The 21,810-nt window shown below is 70.2% G+C and carries 21 protein-coding genes; 12 read left to right on the top strand and 9 right to left on the bottom strand.

The genetic code is table 11. The features are described from left to right. Positions 1 to 20: 20 nt before the first annotated feature. From ACIBO2_RS15260 to ACIBO2_RS15235, 6 genes are all read right to left on the bottom strand, one after another. Positions 21 to 788 carry an ABC transporter permease subunit gene (locus tag ACIBO2_RS15260; RefSeq protein WP_397297422.1) on the bottom strand — a complete coding sequence of 256 codons (768 nt, stop codon included), beginning with the start codon at positions 786 to 788 and terminating at the stop codon, positions 21 to 23. Further along, entirely contained in the window at positions 785 to 1,732 is a 948-nt protein-coding gene (locus tag ACIBO2_RS15255) for an ABC transporter ATP-binding protein (RefSeq protein WP_397297420.1), read from the bottom strand. Before ACIBO2_RS15255 ends, ACIBO2_RS15260 begins: the two co-directional genes overlap by 4 nt. 123 nt (positions 1,733 to 1,855) lie before the next feature. After that, the gene (locus ACIBO2_RS15250; RefSeq protein ID WP_397297418.1) at positions 1,856 to 2,308 is read right to left on the bottom strand and encodes an HIT family protein; all 453 of its coding nucleotides are present in this window, start codon (positions 2,306 to 2,308) and stop codon (positions 1,856 to 1,858) included. After that, complete coding sequence (locus ACIBO2_RS15245) at positions 2,305 to 2,979, bottom strand: rhomboid family intramembrane serine protease (RefSeq protein ID WP_358539317.1); 675 nt, start codon at positions 2,977 to 2,979, stop codon at positions 2,305 to 2,307. Before ACIBO2_RS15245 ends, ACIBO2_RS15250 begins: the two co-directional genes overlap by 4 nt. A 77-nt stretch (positions 2,980 to 3,056) precedes the next feature. Continuing rightward, positions 3,057 to 4,247, bottom strand: a complete 1,191-nt coding sequence (locus ACIBO2_RS15240; RefSeq protein WP_397297415.1) for an MFS transporter — start codon at positions 4,245 to 4,247, stop codon at positions 3,057 to 3,059. Positions 4,248 to 4,346: 99 nt separating this feature from the next. Beyond that, the gene (locus ACIBO2_RS15235) at positions 4,347 to 4,853 is read right to left on the bottom strand and encodes a TetR/AcrR family transcriptional regulator (protein WP_358429048.1); all 507 of its coding nucleotides are present in this window, start codon (positions 4,851 to 4,853) and stop codon (positions 4,347 to 4,349) included. A gap of 53 nt (positions 4,854 to 4,906) precedes the next feature. Here ACIBO2_RS15235 and ACIBO2_RS15230 point away from each other — a divergent pair, with 53 nt between their 5' ends. Next, a complete protein-coding gene (locus ACIBO2_RS15230; RefSeq protein ID WP_358539323.1) occupies positions 4,907 to 6,070 on the top strand; it encodes a cysteine desulfurase family protein in 1,164 nt (387 codons plus the stop codon). On the opposite strand, the gene ACIBO2_RS15225 is transcribed toward ACIBO2_RS15230, so the two are convergent. Next, the gene (locus tag ACIBO2_RS15225) at positions 6,067 to 7,119 is read right to left on the bottom strand and encodes a DUF695 domain-containing protein (protein ID WP_397297413.1); all 1,053 of its coding nucleotides are present in this window, start codon (positions 7,117 to 7,119) and stop codon (positions 6,067 to 6,069) included. The two genes, ACIBO2_RS15230 and ACIBO2_RS15225, sit on opposite strands and share 4 nt — an antisense overlap. A 79-nt stretch (positions 7,120 to 7,198) precedes the next feature. On the opposite strand from ACIBO2_RS15225, the gene mnmA reads away from it, so the two are divergent. Further along, on the top strand, positions 7,199 to 8,284 hold the full coding sequence (gene mnmA, locus ACIBO2_RS15220; protein WP_358539328.1) for a tRNA 2-thiouridine(34) synthase MnmA: 1,086 nt from the start codon (positions 7,199 to 7,201) through the stop codon (positions 8,282 to 8,284). 44 nt (positions 8,285 to 8,328) lie between these two features. On the opposite strand, the gene ACIBO2_RS15215 is transcribed toward mnmA, so the two are convergent. After that, complete coding sequence (locus ACIBO2_RS15215) at positions 8,329 to 8,961, bottom strand: MBL fold metallo-hydrolase (protein WP_358539330.1); 633 nt, start codon at positions 8,959 to 8,961, stop codon at positions 8,329 to 8,331. Positions 8,962 to 8,984: 23 nt separating this feature from the next. On the opposite strand from ACIBO2_RS15215, the gene ACIBO2_RS15210 reads away from it, so the two are divergent. From ACIBO2_RS15210 to gatB, 9 genes are all read left to right on the top strand, one after another. Beyond that, on the top strand, positions 8,985 to 9,977 hold the full coding sequence (locus tag ACIBO2_RS15210; RefSeq protein ID WP_358539332.1) for a methionine synthase: 993 nt from the start codon (positions 8,985 to 8,987) through the stop codon (positions 9,975 to 9,977). A 14-nt stretch (positions 9,978 to 9,991) separates the two neighbouring features. After that, the gene (locus ACIBO2_RS15205) at positions 9,992 to 10,411 is read left to right on the top strand and encodes a hypothetical protein (protein ID WP_358539335.1); all 420 of its coding nucleotides are present in this window, start codon (positions 9,992 to 9,994) and stop codon (positions 10,409 to 10,411) included. A 75-nt stretch (positions 10,412 to 10,486) separates the two neighbouring features. Beyond that, entirely contained in the window at positions 10,487 to 12,670 is a 2,184-nt protein-coding gene (ligA, locus tag ACIBO2_RS15200; RefSeq protein ID WP_358539337.1) for an NAD-dependent DNA ligase LigA, read from the top strand. A 196-nt stretch (positions 12,671 to 12,866) separates the two neighbouring features. Further along, a complete protein-coding gene (locus ACIBO2_RS15195; protein ID WP_397297409.1) occupies positions 12,867 to 14,939 on the top strand; it encodes a putative bifunctional diguanylate cyclase/phosphodiesterase in 2,073 nt (690 codons plus the stop codon). Positions 14,940 to 15,077: 138 nt separating this feature from the next. Continuing rightward, complete coding sequence (gene gatC, locus ACIBO2_RS15190; protein WP_101787882.1) at positions 15,078 to 15,377, top strand: Asp-tRNA(Asn)/Glu-tRNA(Gln) amidotransferase subunit GatC; 300 nt, start codon at positions 15,078 to 15,080, stop codon at positions 15,375 to 15,377. Further along, complete coding sequence (gene gatA / locus ACIBO2_RS15185; protein ID WP_397297407.1) at positions 15,374 to 16,864, top strand: Asp-tRNA(Asn)/Glu-tRNA(Gln) amidotransferase subunit GatA; 1,491 nt, start codon at positions 15,374 to 15,376, stop codon at positions 16,862 to 16,864. The genes gatC and gatA overlap by 4 nt, the downstream gene beginning before the upstream one ends. A gap of 92 nt (positions 16,865 to 16,956) precedes the next feature. Beyond that, positions 16,957 to 17,964, top strand: a complete 1,008-nt coding sequence (locus ACIBO2_RS15180) for an ATP-binding protein (protein ID WP_358539344.1) — start codon at positions 16,957 to 16,959, stop codon at positions 17,962 to 17,964. Beyond that, positions 17,961 to 18,560: a DUF4276 family protein gene (locus tag ACIBO2_RS15175; RefSeq protein ID WP_397297405.1), complete on the top strand. Its 600-nt coding sequence runs from the start codon at positions 17,961 to 17,963 to the stop codon at positions 18,558 to 18,560. Before ACIBO2_RS15180 ends, ACIBO2_RS15175 begins: the two co-directional genes overlap by 4 nt. A 50-nt stretch (positions 18,561 to 18,610) precedes the next feature. Next, positions 18,611 to 20,116 (top strand): Asp-tRNA(Asn)/Glu-tRNA(Gln) amidotransferase subunit GatB, encoded by a 1,506-nt coding sequence (gene gatB / locus ACIBO2_RS15170; RefSeq protein WP_358539349.1) that lies wholly within the window; start codon positions 18,611 to 18,613, stop codon positions 20,114 to 20,116. Positions 20,117 to 20,134: 18 nt separating this feature from the next. On the opposite strand, the gene ACIBO2_RS15165 is transcribed toward gatB, so the two are convergent. Beyond that, the gene (locus ACIBO2_RS15165) at positions 20,135 to 20,794 is read right to left on the bottom strand and encodes a TetR/AcrR family transcriptional regulator (RefSeq protein ID WP_397297402.1); all 660 of its coding nucleotides are present in this window, start codon (positions 20,792 to 20,794) and stop codon (positions 20,135 to 20,137) included. Positions 20,795 to 20,887: 93 nt separating this feature from the next. On the opposite strand from ACIBO2_RS15165, the gene ACIBO2_RS15160 reads away from it, so the two are divergent. Further along, positions 20,888 to 21,802 (top strand): TIGR03564 family F420-dependent LLM class oxidoreductase, encoded by a 915-nt coding sequence (locus tag ACIBO2_RS15160; RefSeq protein ID WP_397297400.1) that lies wholly within the window; start codon positions 20,888 to 20,890, stop codon positions 21,800 to 21,802. Positions 21,803 to 21,810 lie beyond the last annotated feature (8 nt).

The following is a 21,810-nucleotide window of genomic DNA, read 5'->3' as shown; positions in this document are numbered from 1 at the left end:
CTTTCGAGCGTACGAGCGGATCAGAGATCGCGGGCCTCGAACCGTACGAACGCGACACCCAGCATGACCGCCGTGAACCCGATGAGGATCCCGAACCCGCCCCAAGGGGACAGACCGGCGTGTACCTGTCCGGAGGCGGCCGAGAAGGCCGCCACGTTCGGCCAGTAGACGCCGAGGGCCTCGCGCAGCCAGCCGGGAGAGGTCCCGGCGAAGATCGGGAGCAGCAGAAAGGCGGTGCTGACGTTCACGGCGGCGGCCGTGCCCCGCAGCAGGACGCCGAGCGCCAGCCCGAAGAGCGCCAGCAGTGTGAACACGATCGGGCCGAGCGTCACAAAGCGGATGACGGCGGCGTCGCCGAGCCCGAGGGCCGGTGTTCCACGCGCTGAGAGCGTCCCCATGAAGGTCAGGATCATCAGCCCCATGGCCGCCACGCTCACCGGTAGCGCGACGAGCACGGTCATTCCGCCCTTGGCGATCAGCAGGCGCCGCCGCCCCACGGCCGCGGCGCTCGCGCGAATGGTGCCCGAGCCGTACTCGGAGGAGGCCACCAGCGCGCCCAGCCCCGCGACCAGCAGCTGCACGATGAACAGGCCCCGCGTGGCCGAGGCCATCGGGTCGAAGCTCAGCCGGTCCTGCGCCGAGGCAGCGTCGTACTGATTGGCGGTCGCGGTCCCGAACAGCCAGCCGAACAGGATCGACAGCGCGACGATCCCCGCGGACAGGATCGTCGTCGATCGGATGGTGATGAACTTGGTCCATTCGGCGCGCAGCGCGCCTGCGGCGGTCATCGGGCCGCCCCGTACTCGACGCTGTCACGGGTGAGCTCCATGAAGGCCTCCTCCAGGCTGGTACGGCGCGGGGCGAGCTCGAACAGGGGCACGCCCTCGGCGGCGGCCAGCCGTCCGACGTCGGGCGCGGTCATGCCGGTCACGATCAGCTCGCCGGACCCGGACCCGGACCCGGACCCGGACCCGGAGCCAGACCCGTTATGCTCGCCGCCCGTCCGCACGTGGGCTCCGGACAGCTCCAGGAGCCGGGTGAAGACGGCGGCCTCGGGCGTGCGGACGAGCACCTCCGCGCCGGTGTCGGTGAACGTCCCGGTGTCGGCGTCGGCGATGAGTCTTCCCTTGCCGACGACCACCAGCCGGTCGGCCGTCAGCGCCATCTCGCCCATCAGATGGCTGGAGACCAGCACCGTGCGCCCCTCGGCGGCCAGGCCGCGCATCAGCGTGCGGATCCACAGGACGCCCTCGGGGTCCAGCCCGTTCACCGGCTCGTCGAACAGCAGCACCGGCGGATCGCCGAGCAGGGCGGCGGCGATGCCGAGCCGCTGGCTCATGCCCAGGGAGAACGTCCCCGCCCTCCTCCCGGCCGCGTCCGTGAGCCCGACCAGGTCGAGCACCTCGGTGACGCGCCGGTCAGGGATCCCGTTGGTCTGCGCCAGGTAACGCAGGTGGTTGCGGGCGCCGCGGTGCGGGTGCACGGCCCGCGCCTCCAGCAGCGCCCCCACCTCCCGCAGCGGCTGGGGCAGGTCGCGGTACGCCCGCCCGTTGACGGTTACCGAACCCGCCGTGGGCAGGTCGAGGCCGACGATCATCCGCATCGTGGTGGACTTGCCCGCGCCGTTCGGGCCGAGAAAGCCCGTGACCAGGCCGGGGCGTACGGTGAAGGTCAGGTCGTCCACGGCGAGCACCTCGCCGTAGCGTTTCGTCAGTCCGTTGAGCTGGATCATGTGGCCAGCGTCGTACGCCCGGATGGAGGGCTTCTGGGGAGATCTGTGAGATTCCTGGGAACGCGAGCCCCCGAGCAGCGGATCGACATGGAGCGCGGCCGGAATCCACAGAGAACTTCCAGCTCACGCCCTGGCCAGCGCCTCCCGGATCCGGCCCGCGAGCTCCCGGGCCTGGCCGGACGACCAGGAGATCACCCCGTTCTCCGACATGAGGGCGTAGTACTGCTGTTCCTCATAGGGGGTGCCGGGTGGCAGCGGGGCCACGTGCCAGTGCAGGTGCGTGTTGCCCTGCTGGCTGCCGAGCGTGAGCAGGTACGTGCGTTCGGACGGAACCGCCGCCTCGACGGCCAGCGCCACCCGCCGTACGACCCGCATGAGATCGAGGTAGTCGCCCTCGTCGAGATCGCGGACCGCGTGCTCGACGTGCACCTTCGGACACACCAGGACGTAGCCGGGCATCGTCGGGTAGCGGGCCAGGAACGCCAGGTGACGCTCGTCCTCGTAGACGATCTCTTCCAGGTCGTACGCCGGGTCACCGGCCACGATGGCGCAGATGAAGCACGGCCCGCTTTTCACGCGAGCGACGTAGGCCGGTATGTCGAACGGGACGTTCCTCTCAGAGCCCATGCCGCGATCATGCCACCCAGCAGGGCCACGCCGTGGAGGTCGGCGAGGGCGGTGAGTGTGACGGCGACGACCGCGAGGACGACGGGGAAGAGCCGCAGGGGCAGCCGCTCGTGACGGGTCACCAGCTGGAACCCGACCGCGGTGACAGCGATCGTCACCACCCAGCTCCAGATGCCGCCGGAGGGCGCGAGGGCGGACGCGCCCAGCATCACCGCGTAGAAGGCGCCCACGGAGCGCTCCAGCGACCCCTCGCAGGCGATGGCCAGGCCCGCCGCCAGGCCGCACAAGGCGATCGAGTTCCCGGCTCCCGGGTCGCTGAACAGGTATCCGGCAGCCTGCCCGGCCACGGCGCCCGCGCCGTACAGGATGAGCCAGCGGGCGGGCCCGAGCGAGCGCTCGGCGAGGTAGCCGAGCACCGCCAGGAACGCCAGGTTGAACAGAGTGCCGAATACGCCGCTGTCCTGGACGACGAGGGAGGTCCCCAGTCGCCACCATTCCCCGGCGCGGATGGCCGCCGGGTCGCGCATGAGCGCGGGTTCCAGGCCGGGGAGGAAGAACTGGAGGACACTCGGCACGGCGGTCACGACGAGGACCGAGGCGGTGACGACTGGTTTGACCATGGGCTCAGCCTCACACTGATCTGCGGATCGGGGCAGTGCAGAATGTAAGCCACTGAGCCAGGACAAATGTCACGGGGTCAGGCAGCGGCGAGTTCGGGCTCCCTGACGGCCGGACCGGCGGTGACCGCCGTGGGCTCCTCGCGTGGCAGGAAGCGGGCGGCCACCGCGATCGCCACGCCCAACAGCACCGCGATCCCGAGCGCGACACGCAGCGACGTGGCGTCCGTCAGGAAGCCGATCACCACCGGGCCGAGCAGCAGTCCCGCGTAGCCCATGGCCCCCGCCTGGGCGATCGCCGGGCCGGGGGTGTCGGTGGCGGTCCCGGCCAGCGAGAGCGTCATCGGCGAGATCGTCGCCACGCCGAGGCCGACGAAGAACATCGCCAGCACCGCCACAAGCGGCGCGGGCGCGACCAGGACGACGGCGAAGAAGCCCGCCGTGGCCACGCCGGAGGCCGTCATGATGCCGCGTACCCCGAACCGGGTCCGCAGCCTGTCGCCGGTGAGCCTGGCGACCAGCATGCCCACCTCGAAGACCGGGTAGCCGAGCGCGGCCAGCGCCTCCGGAGCGCCCAGGGTGTCGCGCATGAACAGCCCGTTCCAGTCGGCGACCGTGCCCTCCACCATGAACGCGAAGAACATCAGAGCGCCGAGCAGATAGACGATCGGGGGCAGGCGGCGGCCGGCCTTGGCGGTGGTCGACACGGCCCGGGGTTCGGGCAGGTACGTACGGCCCAGCAGGACCATCACCGGCAGCGAGACCAGGCCGACCAGCGCCACGTTCACGGTGAACGACAGCCCCAGGGCGATCGACAGGCTGCCCACAGCGCCGGCCGAGATCGCGCCCACGCACCAGCCCGCGTGCATGCCGTTCAGCAGCGGGCGCCCGTAGGCCCGCTCGACCGTGGACCCCTGGGCGTTCATCGCGATGTCCACCATGCCGAACGCCATGCCGAAGAACGTGGCCGCGACCAGCAGCAGCGGCAGGTTCGGCGCGAAGGCCACGCCCACCAGGCCGAGCGCCGTCAGCGGGCCGCCGATCCGCAGGACGGTCTTGCTGCCCGCCCGGCTCATGACCCGGCGCATGGACTGCATGGTGATCAGCGCGCCCACACCCCACGCCAGCAGGATCAGGCCGACCGCCGACTCGGACAGGCCGAGCTTGTCGGTCAACGCCGGGATGCGCACGGTCATCGTGCCCACCAGGAGCCCGGCCAGGACGAAAGTAAGAACCGCCCCGAGACGGGCGATCCTCAAGTCGCGGATCATTGGTACATACCTCGCAAATCACTCATTAACTGGCATGCGGCGCGGCCCGGAGCTCAGAGTGCGAGCTCGGGCGCGAAGAAAGGTGGTGGAAGGGGGAGGCTAGGGTTTGAGGAGGGCGCGACAGCGGGCCTCCAGGGCGCGCAGGTCGCTCTCGGCGTGCAGGTCGGGATCGTGGCTGGCCACGTCCCACAGTCCTTCGCACGCCAGCCGGACGATCTGGGACGCCACCCGGTCGGGCTCGTCGTCCAGGCCCTCGCGGTGCCAGCGGGCCATGGCCTCGCGGATCGGCGCGAGCAGGAACAGGTTGCCCGACGCCCCCGTGACCACGGCCCATCGTCGCAGCCGGTTGGAGCGCACGGCCTCAAGCGTCGCCGCGAGGTAGCGCTCGGTGTAGGTGGGGTCGCCCTGGGCGGCCATCAGCTCGTCGAAGTCGTCGATCAACCGCTCCACCATGCCCTTGATCAGGGCTTCCTTGGAGGAGAAGTGATAGAGGAGGCCGCCCTTGCTCACACCGGCCCGATCGGCCACCGCGGACAGGGTCAGCGCGGTCGAGCCCTGGTCACAGAGGAGATCCTCTGCCGCGTCCAGTAGCTCGTCCCTTCTCATGCCTCTACTGTACCGTCCGGACGGTACAGTAGCAAAGGGGATACGATTTCCTGGTGAGCAGACCGTCGGCCTACCTTGATCACGCGGCGACCACGCCCATGCTTCCCGAGGCGATCGAGGCCATGACGGAGCAACTCGGCCTGGTCGGCAACGCGTCCTCGCTGCACGCGACCGGCCGCCGAGTGCGCAGAGTGGTCGAAGAATCGCGCGAGACCATCGCCGACACGCTGGGCGCCAGGCCGAGCGAGGTGGTGTTCACCTCGGGCGGCACCGAGGCCGACAACCTCGCCGTCAAGGGACTCTACTGGGCGCGCCGGCCGAGGAAGCGGGTGCTGGTCAGCTCGGTCGAGCACCACGCCACCCTCGATCCGGCCCACTGGCTGGCCGACAGCCAGGGCGCGCGCGTCGAGCTGCTGGAGGTCGACGAGTTCGGCCGGGTGCACCCCGACACGCTGCGCGCCGCCATCGCCCGCGACCCCGACGACGTCGCCATGATCAGCGTCATGTGGGCCAACAACGAGGTGGGCACGGTCCAGCCGGTGCACGTGCTGGCCGCCATCGCCCACGACAGCGGCATTCCCTTCCACACCGACGCCGTGCAGGCGGTCGGGCAACTGCCGGTGTCGTTCGCCGACTCCGGCGCCGACGCGCTGACGGTGACCGGCCACAAGGTCGGTGGCCCGATGGGCGTGGGCGCGCTGCTGCTGGCCCGAGGGATGACGCCGGTCTCGGTCATGCACGGCGGCGGCCAGGAGCGCGACGTACGCTCCGGCACGCTCGACGCGCCCGCCATCGCCGGCCTCGCCACCGCCATCCGGGTCGCGGTCAACGAGCAGGAGTCGCTGAGCCGCCGCCTGACCGCGCTGCGGGACGAGCTCATCCAGCGCGTACGGCAGGCGGTCCCCGACGTGCTGCTCAACGGCGACCCGACGGACCGGCTGCCGGGAAACGCCCACTTCTCCTTCCCCGGCTGCGAAGGCGACGCCCTGCTCATGCTGCTCGACGCCAAGGGCGTGGAGTGCTCGACCGGCTCCGCCTGCTCGGCCGGGGTGGCCCAGCCCTCCCATGTACTCCTGGCGATGGGCGCCGACTCGGCGGCGGCCAGGGGCTCGCTCAGGTTCTCCCTCGGCCACACCTCGACGCACGACGACGTCGACCGGCTGATCGAGGTGCTACCGGCGGCGGTCGAACGCGCCCGCCGCGCCGGCCTGAGCTAGTTGATGAAGGCCACCACCGCACTCCACGCGGGATCGGTCGCCACGTCGACCCTGGGCTCCCCTTCCTCCCAGCCCACGATCAGCTCCTTGGCGTGGATCGCCGCGTCGCCGGTCGGGTCGGCGTAGATGTGGATGACCCGGTGGCTCTCCGCGCTCAGGTGCGCCACCAGCACGGCGTCGTCGTGGAGCTTGAGCAGCCGGGCCGCCAGCCGTTCCTCGAAGTCGCGCAGCGCCGTCAGCGACTCCCCGACGGGCAGCCCGTTCTCGTCGCGGTGCGCGTACGGGAGCGTGATCGCGATGTGCTGGTCGAAGAGCGGATAGTCGACCGGCCGCAGCGGATAGCGGGCGGTGGCGACCAGCGGCGCGCCGGCCGCCGTCTGCCCCTCCAGCAGCGCCCACTGCTCCTCCTCGTAGCCGGAGGCCAGGTCGGCCACCACGGCGGGCAGGTGCACGGCGTCGACCGAGTCGATCGGCTGGAACGTCGCCGGGGTGATCTCGCCCACCCAGCGGGCCACGTCGTCCTCGCCGAGCAGCCAGTCGAGGGCCAGCAGCGTGGTCTCCAGCCGGGTGTCCTCGTCGAGCTGGCCGAAGATCGGGTGATAGGCGGCCACGTCCACGCGCGGCGAGTTGGGCGGCACCCGCAGCCCCAGCATCAGCTTGTCGAAGGCGAACTCGAAGCCGCCCACGTCGATCGTGAGCTCCAGCGCCTGCGGGTTGACCTGGCGCGACGGATGGAACTCCCACAGCAGGTCGGCGGGCGGCGCCCCCTTGACCAGGCGATGCGCCAGCGGGCGCAGCTCGGCGTCGCCGGCGGCGGTCACGACCAGCGCGTGCGCCGCGTTCCTGCCGGGAGCCACCTCCCAGACCAGGTCGGGATGCACCGCGGCCACGGCCGGGGCGATCTTCTCCCACAGCCCCTCGGCCTCACCGGAGGCCACGAGCGAGTCGAGCTCCGGCCTGGTCTCCTCCCACCACGCCCAGAACGGCGCGATGCCGTCACTCGGCTCGATGGGCTCTTCGTCGTCGTCCTTGCGCCCGAACAGTCGCATGGCCTGAATACTCCCAGACGCGGCGCCCGGTTGTGCAGATGGCCGAGCAGGCTTGGCGGGACAGTACGCTGGAATGGTCATGGGATTGCGTGTGCTTGCCGCCATGTCGGGCGGCGTCGACTCCGCCGTGGCCGCCGCCCGGATCGCCGAGGCCGGTCACGACGTCACTGGTGTGCATCTGGCCTTGTCGGCCAACCCCCAATCCCACCGCACGGGGGCCAGGGGCTGCTGTACGGTCGAGGACTCCCGCGACGCGCGGCGCGCCGCCGACGTGATCGGCATCCCGTTCTACATCTGGGACATGGCCGAGCGCTTCCAGCGCGACGTGGTCGAGGACTTCGTGGCCGAATACGCGGCGGGCCGCACGCCCAACCCGTGCCTGCGGTGCAACGAGAAGATCAAGTTCTCGGCGGTGCTCGACCGGGCGCTCGCGCTGGGCTTCGACGCGGTCGCCACCGGCCACCACGCCAGGCTGGTCGACGGCGTGCTGTCGAGAAGCGCCGACCAGGGCAAGGACCAGTCCTACGTGCTGGGCGTGCTCACCCGCGAGCAGCTCGGCCACGCGATCTTCCCGCTGGGCGACTCGACCAAGGCCGAGGTACGCGAGGAGGCCGCCAGGCGCGGCCTGACGGTCGCCGACAAGCCCGACAGCCACGACATCTGCTTCATCGCCGACGGCGACACCCGCGGCTTCCTGGCCAAGCGGCTCGGCTCGGCCGAAGGGCCGATCGTCGACCAGGAGGGCGAGGTCGTCGGCAACCACCACGGCGCCCACGGCTTCACCATCGGCCAGCGCAAGGGCCTGCACATCGACCGGCCCGCCGCCGACGGCAGGCCGCGCTACGTGCTGTCGATCGAGCCCGTGTCCAACACGGTCACGGTGGGGCCGCGTTCGGCGCTGGAGGTCACCTCGATCACCTGCGCCCGACCGGTCTGGAACGGGCCGACGGAGCCGGATTCGGTCGCGTTGGCGGCCGCGCCGGGCGAGCTGAGGGTGCAGCTGCGGGCCCATGGCGAGGTCTACGGGTGCCACTTCGAGGAGGTCGGCGACGGGCTGCGCATCACGCTCGACCGCCCCGCCACGGGGGTCGCGGCGGGGCAGGCGGCGGTGCTCTATTCGGGCGAGACCGTGATCGGCTCGGCCACCATCGCCTCAGCCGGCTGATCTGCAAGCAGCTCGGCCGATCTAAAGCAGCAGCTCAGCTGATCTCAGGGCAGGTCGACCGACTCGCCGACCTTGAGCCGCCGCATGTCGGCGTGCTGCTTGTCGGACTCCAGCTTCAGGTAGTTGTCGATCAGGCTGAGACCGATATCGTTGAGCAGCCCGTCATGCGTGGAGAACGCCCTGGCCGGACGGATCGTCCGCAAGTAGTCGACCATCTCCAGGAGCTTCAGCCAAGGGGCGTTCGTCGGCACCAGGAGCGTGGGTACGTCGACGCCCGGCACGGTCAGCGCGTCACCGGGGTAGAAGATCTCGTCGTCGAGCATGAAGCCGACATTCTGTGCGATCGGCACGTCGGGGTGGTTCTTCGCATGCCACTCGCCGAACACCTTCACCTCGAACCCCGCCGCGGTGAAGTCGTCGCCATGCCGTACGACCTGCACCTTCCCCGGAACCTCCGTCAACTGGGCGGCGACCGCCTCGCAGGTCCAGATCTCCAGGTCGGAAGAGGCGGCCTTGAGCCGCTCGATGTCGACGTGGTCCATGTGCTCGTGGGTGATGAGCACAGCGCCGGCGCCGTCGAGGACGGGGCCCTCGGTGAAGGCGCCAGGGTCGACGACGAGGACGTTGCCATCCTTCTCCAGCCGTACGCACGCGTGGCCGTATTTGGTCAGCTTCATAGTCGAGAGCCTACGCTTGGCCCATGTCGATGTTCGAAGCCACCGGGGTTGGGTCGCATCCGGGTGAGGATCATTTCGAGGCCCTCCGAGTGGTGTTCGGTGAGTTGCCCGGCCTGCCGTACCTGCCCGAGTTGCCGGGCCGTGGCGTGGGCGCCGACCTGGTGGGGCGGACGGCGGCGCTGCTCGTGGACCTGCCGGTGGAGGTGCAGCCAAGCGGCTGGCGGCTGTCCGACCGGCCCGGGCGCGATCACCAGCGGGCGGTCGACCACCTCAGACGCGATCTCGACGGCCTGGAGGAGGTCGGGCACGACTACGCGGGGCCGCTCAAGCTGCAGGTCTGCGGGCCGTGGACGCTGGCGGGCGCCATCGAGCTCAAGTACGGCGACAAGATGCTCTCCGACGCCGGAGCCGTACGCGACCTGACCGCCTCGCTCGCCCAGGGCGTCGCCGAGCACGTCGCGGAGGTGCGGCGGCGGCTGCCCGGGGTCACCGAGATCGTTCTGCAACTCGACGAGCCCGGCCTGCCCGGCGTGCTCGCGGGCACCGTACCGACCGCCTCGGGCTTCGGGCGGCTGGCCGCTGTGGAGGGCTTTCGGGTGGCGGAGTCGCTGCGCCTGTTCGGCGATCCGATCGTGCACTGCTGCGCGCCGTCGGTGCCGCTCCGCCTCCTCCGTACGGCCGGCGTCCGCGGTGTCTCGGTGGACGCCTCCCTGCTCAGCCGCAGGGACGACGACGCCGTGGGGGAGGCGCTGGAGGCGGGGCTGCTGCTGTTCCTCGGGGTGGTGCCGGGGACCGACACCCGGTTGCCCGACACCGGCGTCGTCGCCAGGCCGGCGGTGGATCTGTGGCGGCGGCTCGGGTTCCCGCCCGACAAGCTGGCCGGGCAGGTCGTACTGACCCCGGCCTGCGGGCTCGCCGGGGCCTCCCCTCGCTACGCGCGGGCCGCCCTGGCCGCCTGCCGCAAGGGCGCCCAGGTGCTGCGCGACGATCCGGCAAGCGGGCTGCAAGCCGGGTGAGTAACCTCGCTTTCATGATTTTTCGCACTGTGGCGGTCGGCGTCACGCTCCTGATCGCGTCCGCGTCGATCGCCGCTCCGGCCGCGGCCGCCGCCAACCCGGAGATCTGGAACTGGGGCTCCATCTACTCCTCCGACAAGGCGGGCAAGGCCAAGGGCAAGGTCGTCCTCGACCGGCCGGGGTTCGTGGTGAACGGCAAGCTCTACGACTTCCCCGGGCGGAGCGGGTGCTCGTGGCTGAAGTTCCGGTGGGTCAAGGACGACGGCGGCAGGGGCGCCAAGACGTTCCGCAATTGCTCGGGGACCAAGCCGCTGCAGTTCTCCTTCCCGACCGGTTACATGCTCTCGATCGAGGGCCGGGTCTGCCGCGGCACCGCCGTGAAGGTCACCGGCAAGTGCTCGGGATGGGACGGCGTCTGGTCCCAGGGCGGCTGACCTCCGCCTCTTGGCGTTGTGTGTCGGTGCTCGGCGATAGCGTTTGCCTAGGGTGTTGAACGGAAGGAGACCCTGGTGAGCGAGCCAAGCGTCGATGGCGTGCCCGTGGCCGCGCGTGAGCGGCACGCCGAGGTGAGCGAGCTGGTGGAGGAAGCCCGCTATCGCTATTACGTGCTCGACCGGCCCACGGTCAGCGACGCTCAGTTCGACGAGTGGTTCAACGAACTGCTCGCGCTGGAGGCGGCGCATCCGGGTCTTCAGACGCCGGACTCGCCGACGCAGAAGGTCGGCGCGCCGGTGGCCGGCGACTTCGCCAAGGTCGACCACCTGGCGCCGATGGAGAGCCTCGACAACGCCTTCGACCCGGCCGGGATGGCCGCCTGGCAGGCGCGGGCCGAGCGGCTGGCCGAGGGCGAGCCCGGCCCGTACCTCTGCGAGCTCAAGATCGACGGGTTGGCCATCGCGCTGGTCTACCGTGACGGGCGATTGGAGCGCGGCGCGACCAGGGGCGATGGCAGGACGGGCGACGATGTGACGCCCAACGTCCGCACCATCGAGGGCGTGCCCCACCGGCTCAAGGGAGCCGACGTCCCCAGCCTGATCGAGGTCCGGGGCGAGGTCTACATGCCGGTCGCGGAGTTCGGGCGGCTCAATGAGCAGCTGGTCGCGCAGGGGATCGCCCCCTTCGCCAACCCGCGCAACGCCTCGGCCGGCTCGCTGCGCCAGAAGGATCCGCGGATCACCGCCCAGCGCCCGATGCGCATGATCGTGCACGGTGTCGGCGTCTGGGAGGGCGCGGCCGAGCCCAAGGCGCAGTCCGAGGTCTACGAGCGGCTGCGCGAGTTCGGTCTGCCGGTCAGTGACCTCTACCAGGTGGTCGGCGGCCCCGCCGAGGTCGACGCCTTCATCGAGCACTACCGCGTGCACCGCCACGACCCGCCCTACGAGATCGACGGCGTGGTGGTCAAGGTCGACGACTTCCGCACCCAGCGCGAGCTCGGCTCCACCTCGCGGGCGCCGCGCTGGGCGATCGCCTTCAAATACCCGCCAGAAGAGGTCAACACCAAGCTGCTCGACATCCAGGTGGGCGTCGGCCGCACCGGCCGCGTCACGCCGTTCGGTGTGATGGAGCCGATCAGCGTCGCCGGTTCCACCGTCGAGCGCGCCACGCTGCACAACGCCGCGGTGGTGGCCGCCAAGGGCGTGCTCATCGGCGACACCGTCGTGCTGCGCAAGGCGGGCGACGTCATCCCCGAGATCCTCAGCCCGGTCACCGACCTGCGTGACGGGTCCGAGCGCCCGTTCGTCATGCCGACCCACTGCCCCGAGTGCGGCACGGAGCTGGCCTACGAGCAGGAGGGCGACGCCGACCTGCGCTGCCCCAACGCCCGTGGCTGCCCCGCGCAGATCCGCGAGCGGTTGTTCTTCGCGGCCAGGCGCAGCGCGTTCGACATCGACGGGCTCGGCTACGTCGCGGCGACCGCGCTCAGCCAGCCGCTGCCGCCGCAGGAACCGGTCGTACGCACGGAGGCCGACCTGTTCGACCTGACGCTCGAACAGCTGATCCCGATCAAGTCCGTGGTCCGCGACAAGGACAGCGGCCTGCCCAAGATCGATCCGAAGACGGGCGAGCAGAAGGTCGTCTCGTTCTTCTCCAACATCAACGGCGAGCCCAGCCAGAACGCCCACAAGCTCATCGAGGAGCTGGCCCGGGCCAAGCAGGCGCCGCTGGCCAATGTCCTGGTCGCGCTGTCGATCCGCCATGTCGGGCCGCCCACTGCCCGCGACCTGGCCGTCGCCCTGCGCTCGATCGACGCCGTCATGGCGGCCTCGGAGGAGGAGCTGGCGGCCGTCAAGGGCATCGGGCCGCGGGTGGCCGCCACGATCCGCGCCTGGTTCGAGGTCGACTGGCATCGCGAGATCATCAGCCGATGGCGGGCCGCGGGCGTCCGCATGGAGGACGAGCCCGCTCCCGAGAAAGGGCCGCAGACTCTCGAGGGCCTGACCTTCGTGGTGACGGGCACGCTGCCGGGCTTCACCCGCGACTCCGCCGCCGAGGCGCTCAGCGATCGGGGCGGCAAGGTCGCGAGCTCGGTGTCGAAGAAGACCTCGTTCCTGGTGGCGGGCGACAACGCCGGGTCCAAGTACGACAAGGCGGTCAGCCTGGGCGTGCCGATCCTCGACGGTGCGGGCTTCGGGGTGCTTCTCGCCGAAGGGCCGGAGGCGGCTTCGCGGGTGGCCGTCACCCCCCAGCCGTAGTGGCCGCTACCCCCCAGCCGTAGTGGCCGTCACCCCCCAGCCGTAGATCATATACGCGCTGTTGATGGCGAGTATACTAAGAGTGATTTCTGGGTATATGTCCGAAGGATAAGTGACGGAACGTACGCGGTTGGTTTCGCGAAGTGGGGTAAAGGTCGTACCCTCCCATAGTGACCTAATGGGGGTTCTGTTACTGATGGCTGACCCAACCGACACCCGCGACACAGGGCCACGCGCCGGGACGCCTCTGTGGGCGTTCCTCGTTGGCATCACCGTGATCGGCTTCACCGCGCTGGCCGTGGCCATGCTCAGACTCGACCCGACCGGCCTGGCGGAGCTCGCCCGTACGCCCTTGTTCTGGGTGCTGACCGCGCTCGTGGTGCTGGGCGAGCTCAGGCCCGTCATGGTGTCCTCGGCGACCGCCGTCGGCGGCACGTACCCCTCCACCATGTTCACCTTCGCCGTGCTCCTGCACTTCGGCCTGCCCGTGGCGGTGCTGATGCAGGCGGTGGCCGTGGTGATGAACGGCGTCGTCACCCGCAAGGCGTGGCATCGGGTGATGTTCAACATCGCCCAGTCGACGCTCGCGCTGACCTCCGCCGCCGTGGTGCTCGGCCTGTTCGGCATCGTGCCGAGCCCGGCCGCGCCGTGGGTGCCCACAGGTGCCGACCTGCTGGCGATCTCGCTGGCCGGCATCGCCTACTTCGCGGTCAGGGCCGCGCTGGTGAGTGGCGCGGTCGCGCTGCACGAACGCCGGTCGATCACCCGCGTGCTGAAGGCCAGCCTCGGCCCGCAGAGCCTCGTCTACGTCGCGCTGCTCGGCCTGGCGCCCCTGGTCGTCGTCGTGATGACCCATTCACCCACCCTCGTACCGCTGTTCGTGGCGCCCCTGGCGGCGGTCTACTTCACCGCCACCCTGTCGATGCGCCGCGATCATCAGGCCATGCACGACGAGCTGACCGCCCTGCCCAACCGCAAGATGCTGATCGTGAGCACCGAGGAGGCGCTCGCCGAGGCCCGCCAGCACGAGCGGGTCGGCCTGTTCCTGCTCGACCTCGACCGGTTCAAAGAGGTCAACGACACGATGGGCCACCCGGTCGGTGACCGCCTGCTGCAGATGGTCGCCCACCGCCTCACCCATTCCGTACGCCCCGGCGACGTCGTGGCCCGGCTGGGCGGTGACGAGTTCGCCGTACTGCTGCCCTCCATCAGGGACGCCCACGCGGCCCGCGAGGTCGCCGCCCGGCTGCGCGCGGCGCTCACCGAGCCGGTACGCCTGGAGGGCATGTCGTTCGACCTGGACGGCTCGGTCGGCATCGCGCTCTACCCCGACCACGCGCCCGACTTCGAGCTGCTGCTCCAGCGCGCCGACGTGGCCATGTACCTCGCCAAAGAGGGACGCACCGGCGTCGAGCTCTACCAGCCCGACAAGGACCGCAACTCGCCCGAACGGCTCAACCTCCTCGGCGACCTGCGGCGGGCCGTGGACAACCGCGAGCTCAGGCTGCACTACCAGCCCAAGGTCGGCATGGCCACCGGCGCCGTACACGGCATGGAAGCCCTGCTGCGCTGGCATCACCCGGTGCACGGCCAGATCCCGCCGTCGGAGTTCATCCCGCTGGCCGAGCAGTCCTACCTCATGCGCCAGCTCACCGAATACGTCATCGAGGCGGCCCTGGAGCAGGCCGCCCGCTGGTGGCACAGCGGCCTGCGGGTGCAGGTCTCGGTCAACATCTCCGCCCGCGACCTGCTCGACTCGGCCCTGCCCGAGCAGTTGGAGGCGGGGCTGGCCAAGCTCCGGCTGCCGCCGTCGGCGATCCAGCTGGAGGTCACCGAGCGCATCCTGATGGGCGACCAGGCCTACACGCACGAGACGATCAAGGCGCTGGCCGTGCTCGGCGTGCCACTGTCCCTGGACGACTTCGGCACCGGCTACTCCTCGCTGATCAGGCTGCAGCGCCTGGCGGTGTCGGAGGTCAAGATCGACGCGTCGTTCGTACAGCGCATCGCCGAGTCCGACGACGACTACCGCATCGTGCGCTCCATCGTCGACCTGGTCCGCTCGCTCGGCCTGAGCTCGGTCGCCGAGGGCGTCGAATCCGACGATGTGGCCATCCGGCTCACCGAGATGGGCTGCGACATGGGTCAGGGCTGGCTGTTCCACAAGCCCATGCCGCCCGCCGAGGCCACGGTCTGGCTGCGCGAACACATCGAGACCCAGCCGGAGATCGAGTACGGCTACCGCTCCGGGGTCACCCAGACCGCGTGACGCGGCGCTTCCCCAGGACGCTGAATGGCCAGGTACGCGGTGCCGCCTGTGGCGAGAGTTAATGGTTCTGCCCCGCTCCGTCAAGGCCCCTAGGATGACAGTGTCCCAACTCCATCCACGAAACGGGTTACACGACTCATGTCCGCCATAACCCGCGACGAGGTCGCACACCTGGCCCGGTTGTCCAGGCTGGCCCTCACCGACGACGAACTCGACCACTACGCCACGCAGCTCGATGCCATCATCGAGTCGGTCGCGAAAGTGGCAGAGGTCGCCGCCGAGGACGTTCCGCCTTCGTCGCACGCGCTTCCGCTGACCAATGTCTTCCGCGCCGACGAGGTGCGACAGTCCCTGACGCCCGAGCAAGCGCTGTCCGGCGCGCCGGCCGTCGAGGACGACCGCTTCCGGGTGCCGCGCATCCTTGGGGAGGAGGCATGAGCCTGATCCACAAGACCGCCGCCGAGCTGGGCGCGCTGATCGCCGGTGGCGAGGTCACGGCCGTCGAGGTGGCCGAGGCGCATCTCGACCGCATGGCCGAGGTCGAGCCCAAGATCAACGCGTTCCTGCACGTCGATCGCGAGACCACCGTCGAGCAGGCCAGGGCCGTCGACGCCCGGCTGGGCGCCGGTGAGCGGCTCGGCCCGCTGGCCGGGGTGCCGATCGCGCACAAGGACATCTTCGCCACCTCCGACATGCCGACGACGGCCGCGTCCAAGATCCTCGAAGGCTGGCGCCCGCCGTACGACGCGACCGTCACGAGCCGCCTGCGCGCGGCCGGGCTGGTCATCCTCGGCAAGACGAACCTCGACGAGTTCGCGATGGGCTCCTCCACGGAGAACTCCGCCTACGGCCCCACGCGCAACCCGTGGGACCTGTCCAGGATCCCCGGCGGGTCGTCCGGTGGTTCCAGCGCCGCCGTCGCCGCGTACGAGGCGCCGCTGTCCACCGGCACCGACACCGGCGGCTCGATCCGGCAGCCCGCGTCCGTGACCGGCATCGTGGGCATGAAGCCCACCTACGGCGGTTCGTCGCGTTACGGCCTGATCGCGTTCGCCAGCTCGCTGGACACGCCGGGCCCGTTCGCCCGCAACGTGCTCGACGCGGCGCTGCTGCACGAGGCGTTCTCCGGGCACGACCCGATGGACTCCACCTCGATCGACGCGCCCGTGCCGTCCGTGGTCGAGGCCGCCCGGCAGGCCGACATCTCCGGCATGCGCATCGGCGTGGTCAAGGAGTTCGGCGGCGACGGCTACCAGCCCGGCGTGCTGGCCCGCTTCCACGAGGCCGTCGAGCTGCTCGAATCGCTCGGCGCCAAGGTCGTCGAGGTCTCCTGCCCGTCGTTCTCGACCGCGCTGCCCGCCTACTACCTGATCGCGCCGTCGGAGTGCTCCTCCAACCTGGCGCGCTTCGACGCCATGCGCTACGGCCTGCGCGTCGGCGACGACGGCACCCGCAGCGCCGAGGAGGTCATGGCGCTGACCAGGGCCGCCGGCTTCGGGCCTGAGGTCAAGCGGCGCATCATGCTCGGCACCTACGCGCTGTCGAGCGGCTACTACGACGCCTACTACGGCCAGGCGCAGAAGGTCCGCACGGTCATCTCGCGCGAGTTCGAGGCCGCCTACCACCAGGTGGACGTGCTGGTGTCGCCGACGACGCCGACGACGGCGTTCCCGATCGGCGAGCGCGCCGACGACCCGATGGCCATGTACCTCGCCGACCTGTGCACCATCCCGTCCAACCTGTCGGGCAACGCGGCCATCTCGGTCCCGTGCGGCCTGGCTGACGAGGACGCGCTGCCGGTCGGCCTGCAGATCATGGCCCCGGTGCTGGGCGACGACCGCTGCTACCGGGTCGGTGCCGCGGTCGAGCAGGCCCTGGAAAGCCGCTGGGGCGGCAGCCTGCTGTCCAAGGCGCCGGCTCTGTAGGGAATTTTGATTTTGTAGGGAGAGGGGACGGCGGCGTGCTCACGCGCATTGAGATCGACGGGTTCAAGTCCTTCCTGGACTTCGAGCTCGCCGTGCCGCCGTTCCTGGCTCTGGTCGGTCCGAATTCGAGTGGTAAGTCCAACCTGCTGGACGCGTTGGGCTTCGCTCGCGCGGCACTTCTGGCACGTGGGCCAGGACTGAGCGCGTCGAACGACCCGCTGCTGGAAGCGCGCCGGGGCAAGCCGCAGGAGCTGTTTCACCGGCCAGTGGGGGCCGATTCCGTCTCCAGGTTCACGATTGGCGTGGAAGCGGACATGCGGCCGTCGGGCGGACGAGAAAAGACCTGTGCCACTGTCACGGCGAGCAGGGATTCTGCCGACTGGTCTCTGGCAGCTGTGCCTGAGCGGACTCTGGACAAGAGCTGGCCGCGAGAAGCAAGCTCGTGGCACTTCCATCTGCCTGATCCAGCGGCCATCCGGAAGCCGGTTACGGCGCTCGACCGCAGGCCGCTGGCGGAGAATGGGGGAAATCTGGCCGCAGTGCTGGGCCGGATGTCCGATACCGGCGAGCTCGACGACCTGATGATCGACCTGGCGGCGCTCGTGCCCGATGTGACCGGTGTCCGTCCTGTGCTCGACGAGCGGCAGGAAGAGTGGTCCTTTGACATTCTCGTGGACCACGAGCCGACGCCGGGCAGGCTGGCGTCAGACGGCACGCTCAGAGTGCTCGCACTGCTCGCGGCACTCTATGACAGGACCTCGTCAGGTCTGCTGATGGTGGAGGAGATCGAAAACGGCCTCCACCCGAGCAGGCTCGGGGAGCTGTTGCAGAGGATCGTGCAGCGTGTCGGTGTCAGCGGGGACTGGGACTCCTGGCGGCAGGTGATCCTCACGAGCCACTCGCCCGTGGCGGTATCGAGCCTGTATCGGACGGCTCCGGAATCACTCGTCTTCCTCGACTCGGCCTGGCGTACCGGAGGCGGTCACCCGCGATCCCGGGTGACCGTGGCCAAGCCGGTCCGTGCGGAGGGCGAGCCGGGCACCTTCGTTTCCCCGCGTCAGGTCCGCTCCTACCTGAGCACAGTGGGGCAGGTCTCATGAGTCGTCCCCTCGTACCAGGGCTGGTCGCGGAGGGAGAGACGGACGAGCACTTCCTCGGCGCGGTCATCTCACGGCAGTTGCGTGCGTTGACGGATCTCTCTCCTCGTCCCGTGGACGTGCAGAGTGTCCAGTACGCGGCCTGCCGGATGACAAAGGACGACAGCCGGATCGGACAGGCTGTCGAGGAACTGGCGGACGATTGCCATTTGATCTTCCTGCACAGTGACCACCGTGAGCGGGGCAAGGCTGACCGCCTGACGACCTACCTCGCGGGCAAGGGGGTCACTCGGCCGCTCATCCCGCTCGTGCCCGTGAAGGAGACAGAGTCCTGGCTGCTCGCCGACGCGGCGGTCTGGGACCGCGTGCCAGGCGCCGACACGAGCCTGGCGCCCCGCAAACCGAAAGACGCCGAGAAAGTGGCCGACCCCAAGGCCGTACTGAAGGCCATGTTGACCGGCATCGCCTACCGCGAGGTGAACGAGTACTTCGCCTTCGCCGGTGATCAGGTCGATCTGGCCGTGCTGGCCAGGCTTCCGGCTTATCGCGAATGGGTGGATGCGACCACTGAGGCGCTGGGGAGCCGTGGATTCCTCTGAGCGCCTGATTGATAGCGTGAAATGCGACGATCTGAACTAAGGACTTCATCATGACTGTCGGTACGCACATGCCGTACGACGAAGCCCTCGCCCGGTTCGAGCCGGTGCTCGGGCTGGAGACGCACGTCGAGCTCGGCACCGCGTCGAAGATGTTCTGCGGGTGCAAGACGACCTTCGGTGCCCCGCCCAACACCCAGGTCTGCCCGACCTGTCTGGCGTTTCCCGGTTCGCTGCCGACGGCCAACGCCGTCGCGATCGAGTCGACGATCCGCATCGGCCTGGCGCTGAACTGCTCGATCGCCGAGTGGTGCAGGTTCGCCCGGAAGAACTACTTCTATCCGGACATGCCGAAGAACTACCAGATCTCCCAGTACGACGAGCCGCTCTGCTTCGACGGCTACCTCGACGTCGAGGTCGACGGGCAGACCGTGCGTGTCGAGATCGAGCGGGTGCACCTGGAGGAGGACACCGGCAAGTCCACCCACGTGGGCGGGGCGACCGGCCGCATCCAGGGCGCCGACTACTCGATCGTCGACTACAACCGCGCCGGCATCCCGCTGGTGGAGATCGTCACCAAGCCGATCGAGGGCACGGACAGCCTGGCGCCCGAGGTGGCCAAGGCGTACGCGACCGAGCTCCGCGAGATCATGCGCTCCCTGGGCGTCTCCGACGTGCGCATGGAGGAGGGCTCGATGCGCTGCGACGTCAACGTCTCGCTCATGCCCCGCGGCTCGTCCGAATGGGGCACCCGTACCGAGACCAAGAACGTCAACTCGCTGCGCAGCGTCGAGCGTTCCGTGCGGAGCGAGATCGAGCGGCAGGCGGCGATCCTCGCCGAGGGCGGCCGGATCCACCAGGAGACCAGGCACTTCCACGAGGACACCGGCGTCACCACGCCCGGCAGGTCCAAGGAGGAGGCGCAGGACTACCGCTACTTCCCCGAGCCCGACCTGGTGCCGATCGCGCCCGACCCGGCATGGGTGGCCACGCTCAAGGACGCGCTGCCCGAGCTGCCGTCGGTCCGGCGCAAGCGGCTGCAGGCCGAGTGGGGGGTCTCCGACCTCGACATGCAGGCCATGCACAACGCTGACGCGTTCGACCTGGTCGAGGCCACGGTCGCGGCGGGCGCGCCGGCCGCCGACGCCCGCAAGTGGTGGATGGGCGAGCTGGCGCGGCGCGCCAACGAGTCCGCTGTGGCCCTGGCGGACCTGCCCATCACGCCCGCGCAGATCGCCCGCGTCACCGAGCTGGTGGCCTCGGGGTCGCTCAACGACAAGCTGGCGCGCGAGGTGCTCGAAGGCGTGCTGGCCGGAGAAGGTACGCCCGACGAGGTGGTCGAGCGGCGCGGGCTGAAGATCGTCAACGACGAGGGTGAGCTGTCGGCGATCGTCGACCAGGTCATCGCGGGCAACGCCGACGCGGCCGAGAAGGTCCGCTCCGGGAAGATCGCCGCGGCAGGTGCGCTGGTGGGCGGCGTGATGAAGGCCAGCCGCGGCAAGGCCGACGCCGCTCGGGCCCGCGAGCTGATCCTGGAGAAGCTGGGCGTCTCCGAGTAGGGCGATCGATTGATCGACTCATGCCCCGTCACCGAGTGAGGTGGCGGGGCTTCTCTCTGCCGTGGGGCTCCTCCCTGTGGCGGGGGCTGAGGTGGTCGTCACCAGGGCGAGCAGGCGGTCGATGAGGTCTTCGTCGTCGGGGGACTGCTCGCTGGCCCAGCCGATCGCGTTGGCCAGCCGGAGGAGGTCCGTGATGTCCAACCCCTCGGGTGCGGAGCCGGCGCGGTGGGCGTGGTCGAGCAGCGCGGCGCCGGTGGCGGTGATCTCCTCGTGGCAGGCCGCCAGCGCACCGTCGGCGGGCCAGGAGGCCAGCTGCGTCGCCACCAGTCCGCGCATGGCCGTCGCGTGTACGGCCACCGCCCGCAGCCACGCCCTCAACGCCCTGTCCGCCGAGGCCCTGGACTGCGCTGAGGCCCCGGACGGTGTCGATGTCTCGGGAAGCGCAGACGCCTCGGAGAGCAGGGCTTGTCCCCGTGCGCAAAGTGCCGCCACGTCGTCTCTGATCACTGCCACCAGCAGGTCCTGCAGCGTCGGGAAGTGCCGGTAGAGGGTGCCCGGCCCGACCTCGGCCTGTTGCGCCACCTGGTTGAGCGAGGCCTCGGGGCCGTGTTCGGTGAAGACGGCCCTGGCCACTCGTACGATCCGCTCGCGGTTGCGCAGCGCGTCGGCCCGCATCATCAGACGGCTCCTGGTTGCTAAGTGGAGAGGTTCTCCCTATCGTATCGAAGCATATCGAACCGGAGAACTTCTCCGCTAAAGGGAGTTGACCACGTGAAGATCGGAATCGCCGTCGGCGACGTACGCGGTCCCGCGACGCTGGAGGACCTGACCGAGCAGGTCAGGACCGCCGCCGAGCTCGGTTACAGCACCGCCTGGGCAAGCCAGGCGCTCGGCTGGGACGCGCTCACCGCGCTGACCGCCGTGGGCGGGCGGGTGCCGGGCATCCCGCTCGGTACGGCCGTCGTCCCGGTGCCGCAACGCCATCCGCTTGTGCTGGCCGGTCAGGCGCTCAGCGTTCAGGCCGCCACGGGCAACCGCCTCACGCTCGGGATCGGCGCGGGGATCGCGATGATGGTCGAGTCGATGTACGGCCTGCCCGCCGACAAGCCCGTACGGCGGATGCGCGAATACCTGTCCGTGCTGAGACCCCTCCTGCGGGGCGAAACCGTGGCGCACCACGGCGAACTGCTCACCGCCTCGGGCACGGCCGCCGTGCCCGGCGCGCAGCCGCCTCAGGTGCTGCTGGCGGCGATGGGTCCGGCCATGCTGTCCCTGGCGGGAGAGCTCGCCGATGGCGTGGTGACGTGGATGACCGGCCCGCGCACGCTGGCCGGGCACATCGTGCCGTCTGTCACGAAGGCGGCCGAGTCCGCCGGACGCCCCGCACCTCGGGTGATCGCCGGGCTGGTGGTGTGCGTGACGGACGACGAGGCCGGGGTGCGCGGGCGCGTCGCGGAGCAGTTCGCGCTGGCGGGTCAGGTGCCGGAATATCGCGCCATGCTCGACCGCGAGGGCGTGGCCGGACCGCAGGACGTGGTCATCGTGGGCGACGAGGCGACCGTGGCCGAGGGGATCGGCAGGCTGGCGGACGCGGGTGTCACGGAGTACCTCGCCGCTCCGTTCGGCACCCCCGAGGAGCAGCACCGCACCATCCAGGCGGTCGCCGCCCTCGCCACGGGGGCCTAGGGCGACCG

Source organism: Nonomuraea sp. NPDC050022, assembly GCF_044460705.1.
Lineage (GTDB): Bacteria > Actinomycetota > Actinomycetes > Streptosporangiales > Streptosporangiaceae > Nonomuraea.
Note: the sequence above shows the minus strand (reverse complement) of the source record. Positions and strands in the feature narration are given on the sequence as shown.

Excerpts from the sequence above, each read along its gene's own strand:
- ACIBO2_RS15205 (WP_358539335.1), top strand. The coding sequence starts at position 9,992 with ATGATTTTTCGCACTGTGGCGGTCGGCGTCACGCTCCTGATCGCGTCC.
- ACIBO2_RS15235 (WP_358429048.1), bottom strand. The coding sequence starts at position 4,853 with ATGAGAAGGGACGAGCTACTGGACGCGGCAGAGGATCTCCTCTGTGAC.
- ACIBO2_RS15245 (WP_358539317.1), bottom strand. The coding sequence starts at position 2,979 with ATGGTCAAACCAGTCGTCACCGCCTCGGTCCTCGTCGTGACCGCCGTG.
- ACIBO2_RS15165 (WP_397297402.1), bottom strand. The coding sequence starts at position 20,794 with ATGATGCGGGCCGACGCGCTGCGCAACCGCGAGCGGATCGTACGAGTG.
- mnmA (WP_358539328.1), top strand. The coding sequence starts at position 7,199 with ATGGGATTGCGTGTGCTTGCCGCCATGTCGGGCGGCGTCGACTCCGCC.
- gatB (WP_358539349.1), top strand. The coding sequence starts at position 18,611 with ATGACTGTCGGTACGCACATGCCGTACGACGAAGCCCTCGCCCGGTTC.
- ACIBO2_RS15175 (WP_397297405.1), top strand. The coding sequence starts at position 17,961 with ATGAGTCGTCCCCTCGTACCAGGGCTGGTCGCGGAGGGAGAGACGGAC.
- gatA (WP_397297407.1), top strand. The coding sequence starts at position 15,374 with ATGAGCCTGATCCACAAGACCGCCGCCGAGCTGGGCGCGCTGATCGCC.
- ACIBO2_RS15225 (WP_397297413.1), bottom strand. The coding sequence starts at position 7,119 with ATGCGACTGTTCGGGCGCAAGGACGACGACGAAGAGCCCATCGAGCCG.
- ACIBO2_RS15255 (WP_397297420.1), bottom strand. The coding sequence starts at position 1,732 with ATGATCCAGCTCAACGGACTGACGAAACGCTACGGCGAGGTGCTCGCC.
- ACIBO2_RS15260 (WP_397297422.1), bottom strand. The coding sequence starts at position 788 with ATGACCGCCGCAGGCGCGCTGCGCGCCGAATGGACCAAGTTCATCACC.
- ACIBO2_RS15215 (WP_358539330.1), bottom strand. The coding sequence starts at position 8,961 with ATGAAGCTGACCAAATACGGCCACGCGTGCGTACGGCTGGAGAAGGAT.
- ACIBO2_RS15195 (WP_397297409.1), top strand. The coding sequence starts at position 12,867 with ATGGCTGACCCAACCGACACCCGCGACACAGGGCCACGCGCCGGGACG.
- ACIBO2_RS15240 (WP_397297415.1), bottom strand. The coding sequence starts at position 4,247 with ATGATCCGCGACTTGAGGATCGCCCGTCTCGGGGCGGTTCTTACTTTC.
- ACIBO2_RS15210 (WP_358539332.1), top strand. The coding sequence starts at position 8,985 with ATGTCGATGTTCGAAGCCACCGGGGTTGGGTCGCATCCGGGTGAGGAT.
- gatC (WP_101787882.1), top strand. The coding sequence starts at position 15,078 with ATGTCCGCCATAACCCGCGACGAGGTCGCACACCTGGCCCGGTTGTCC.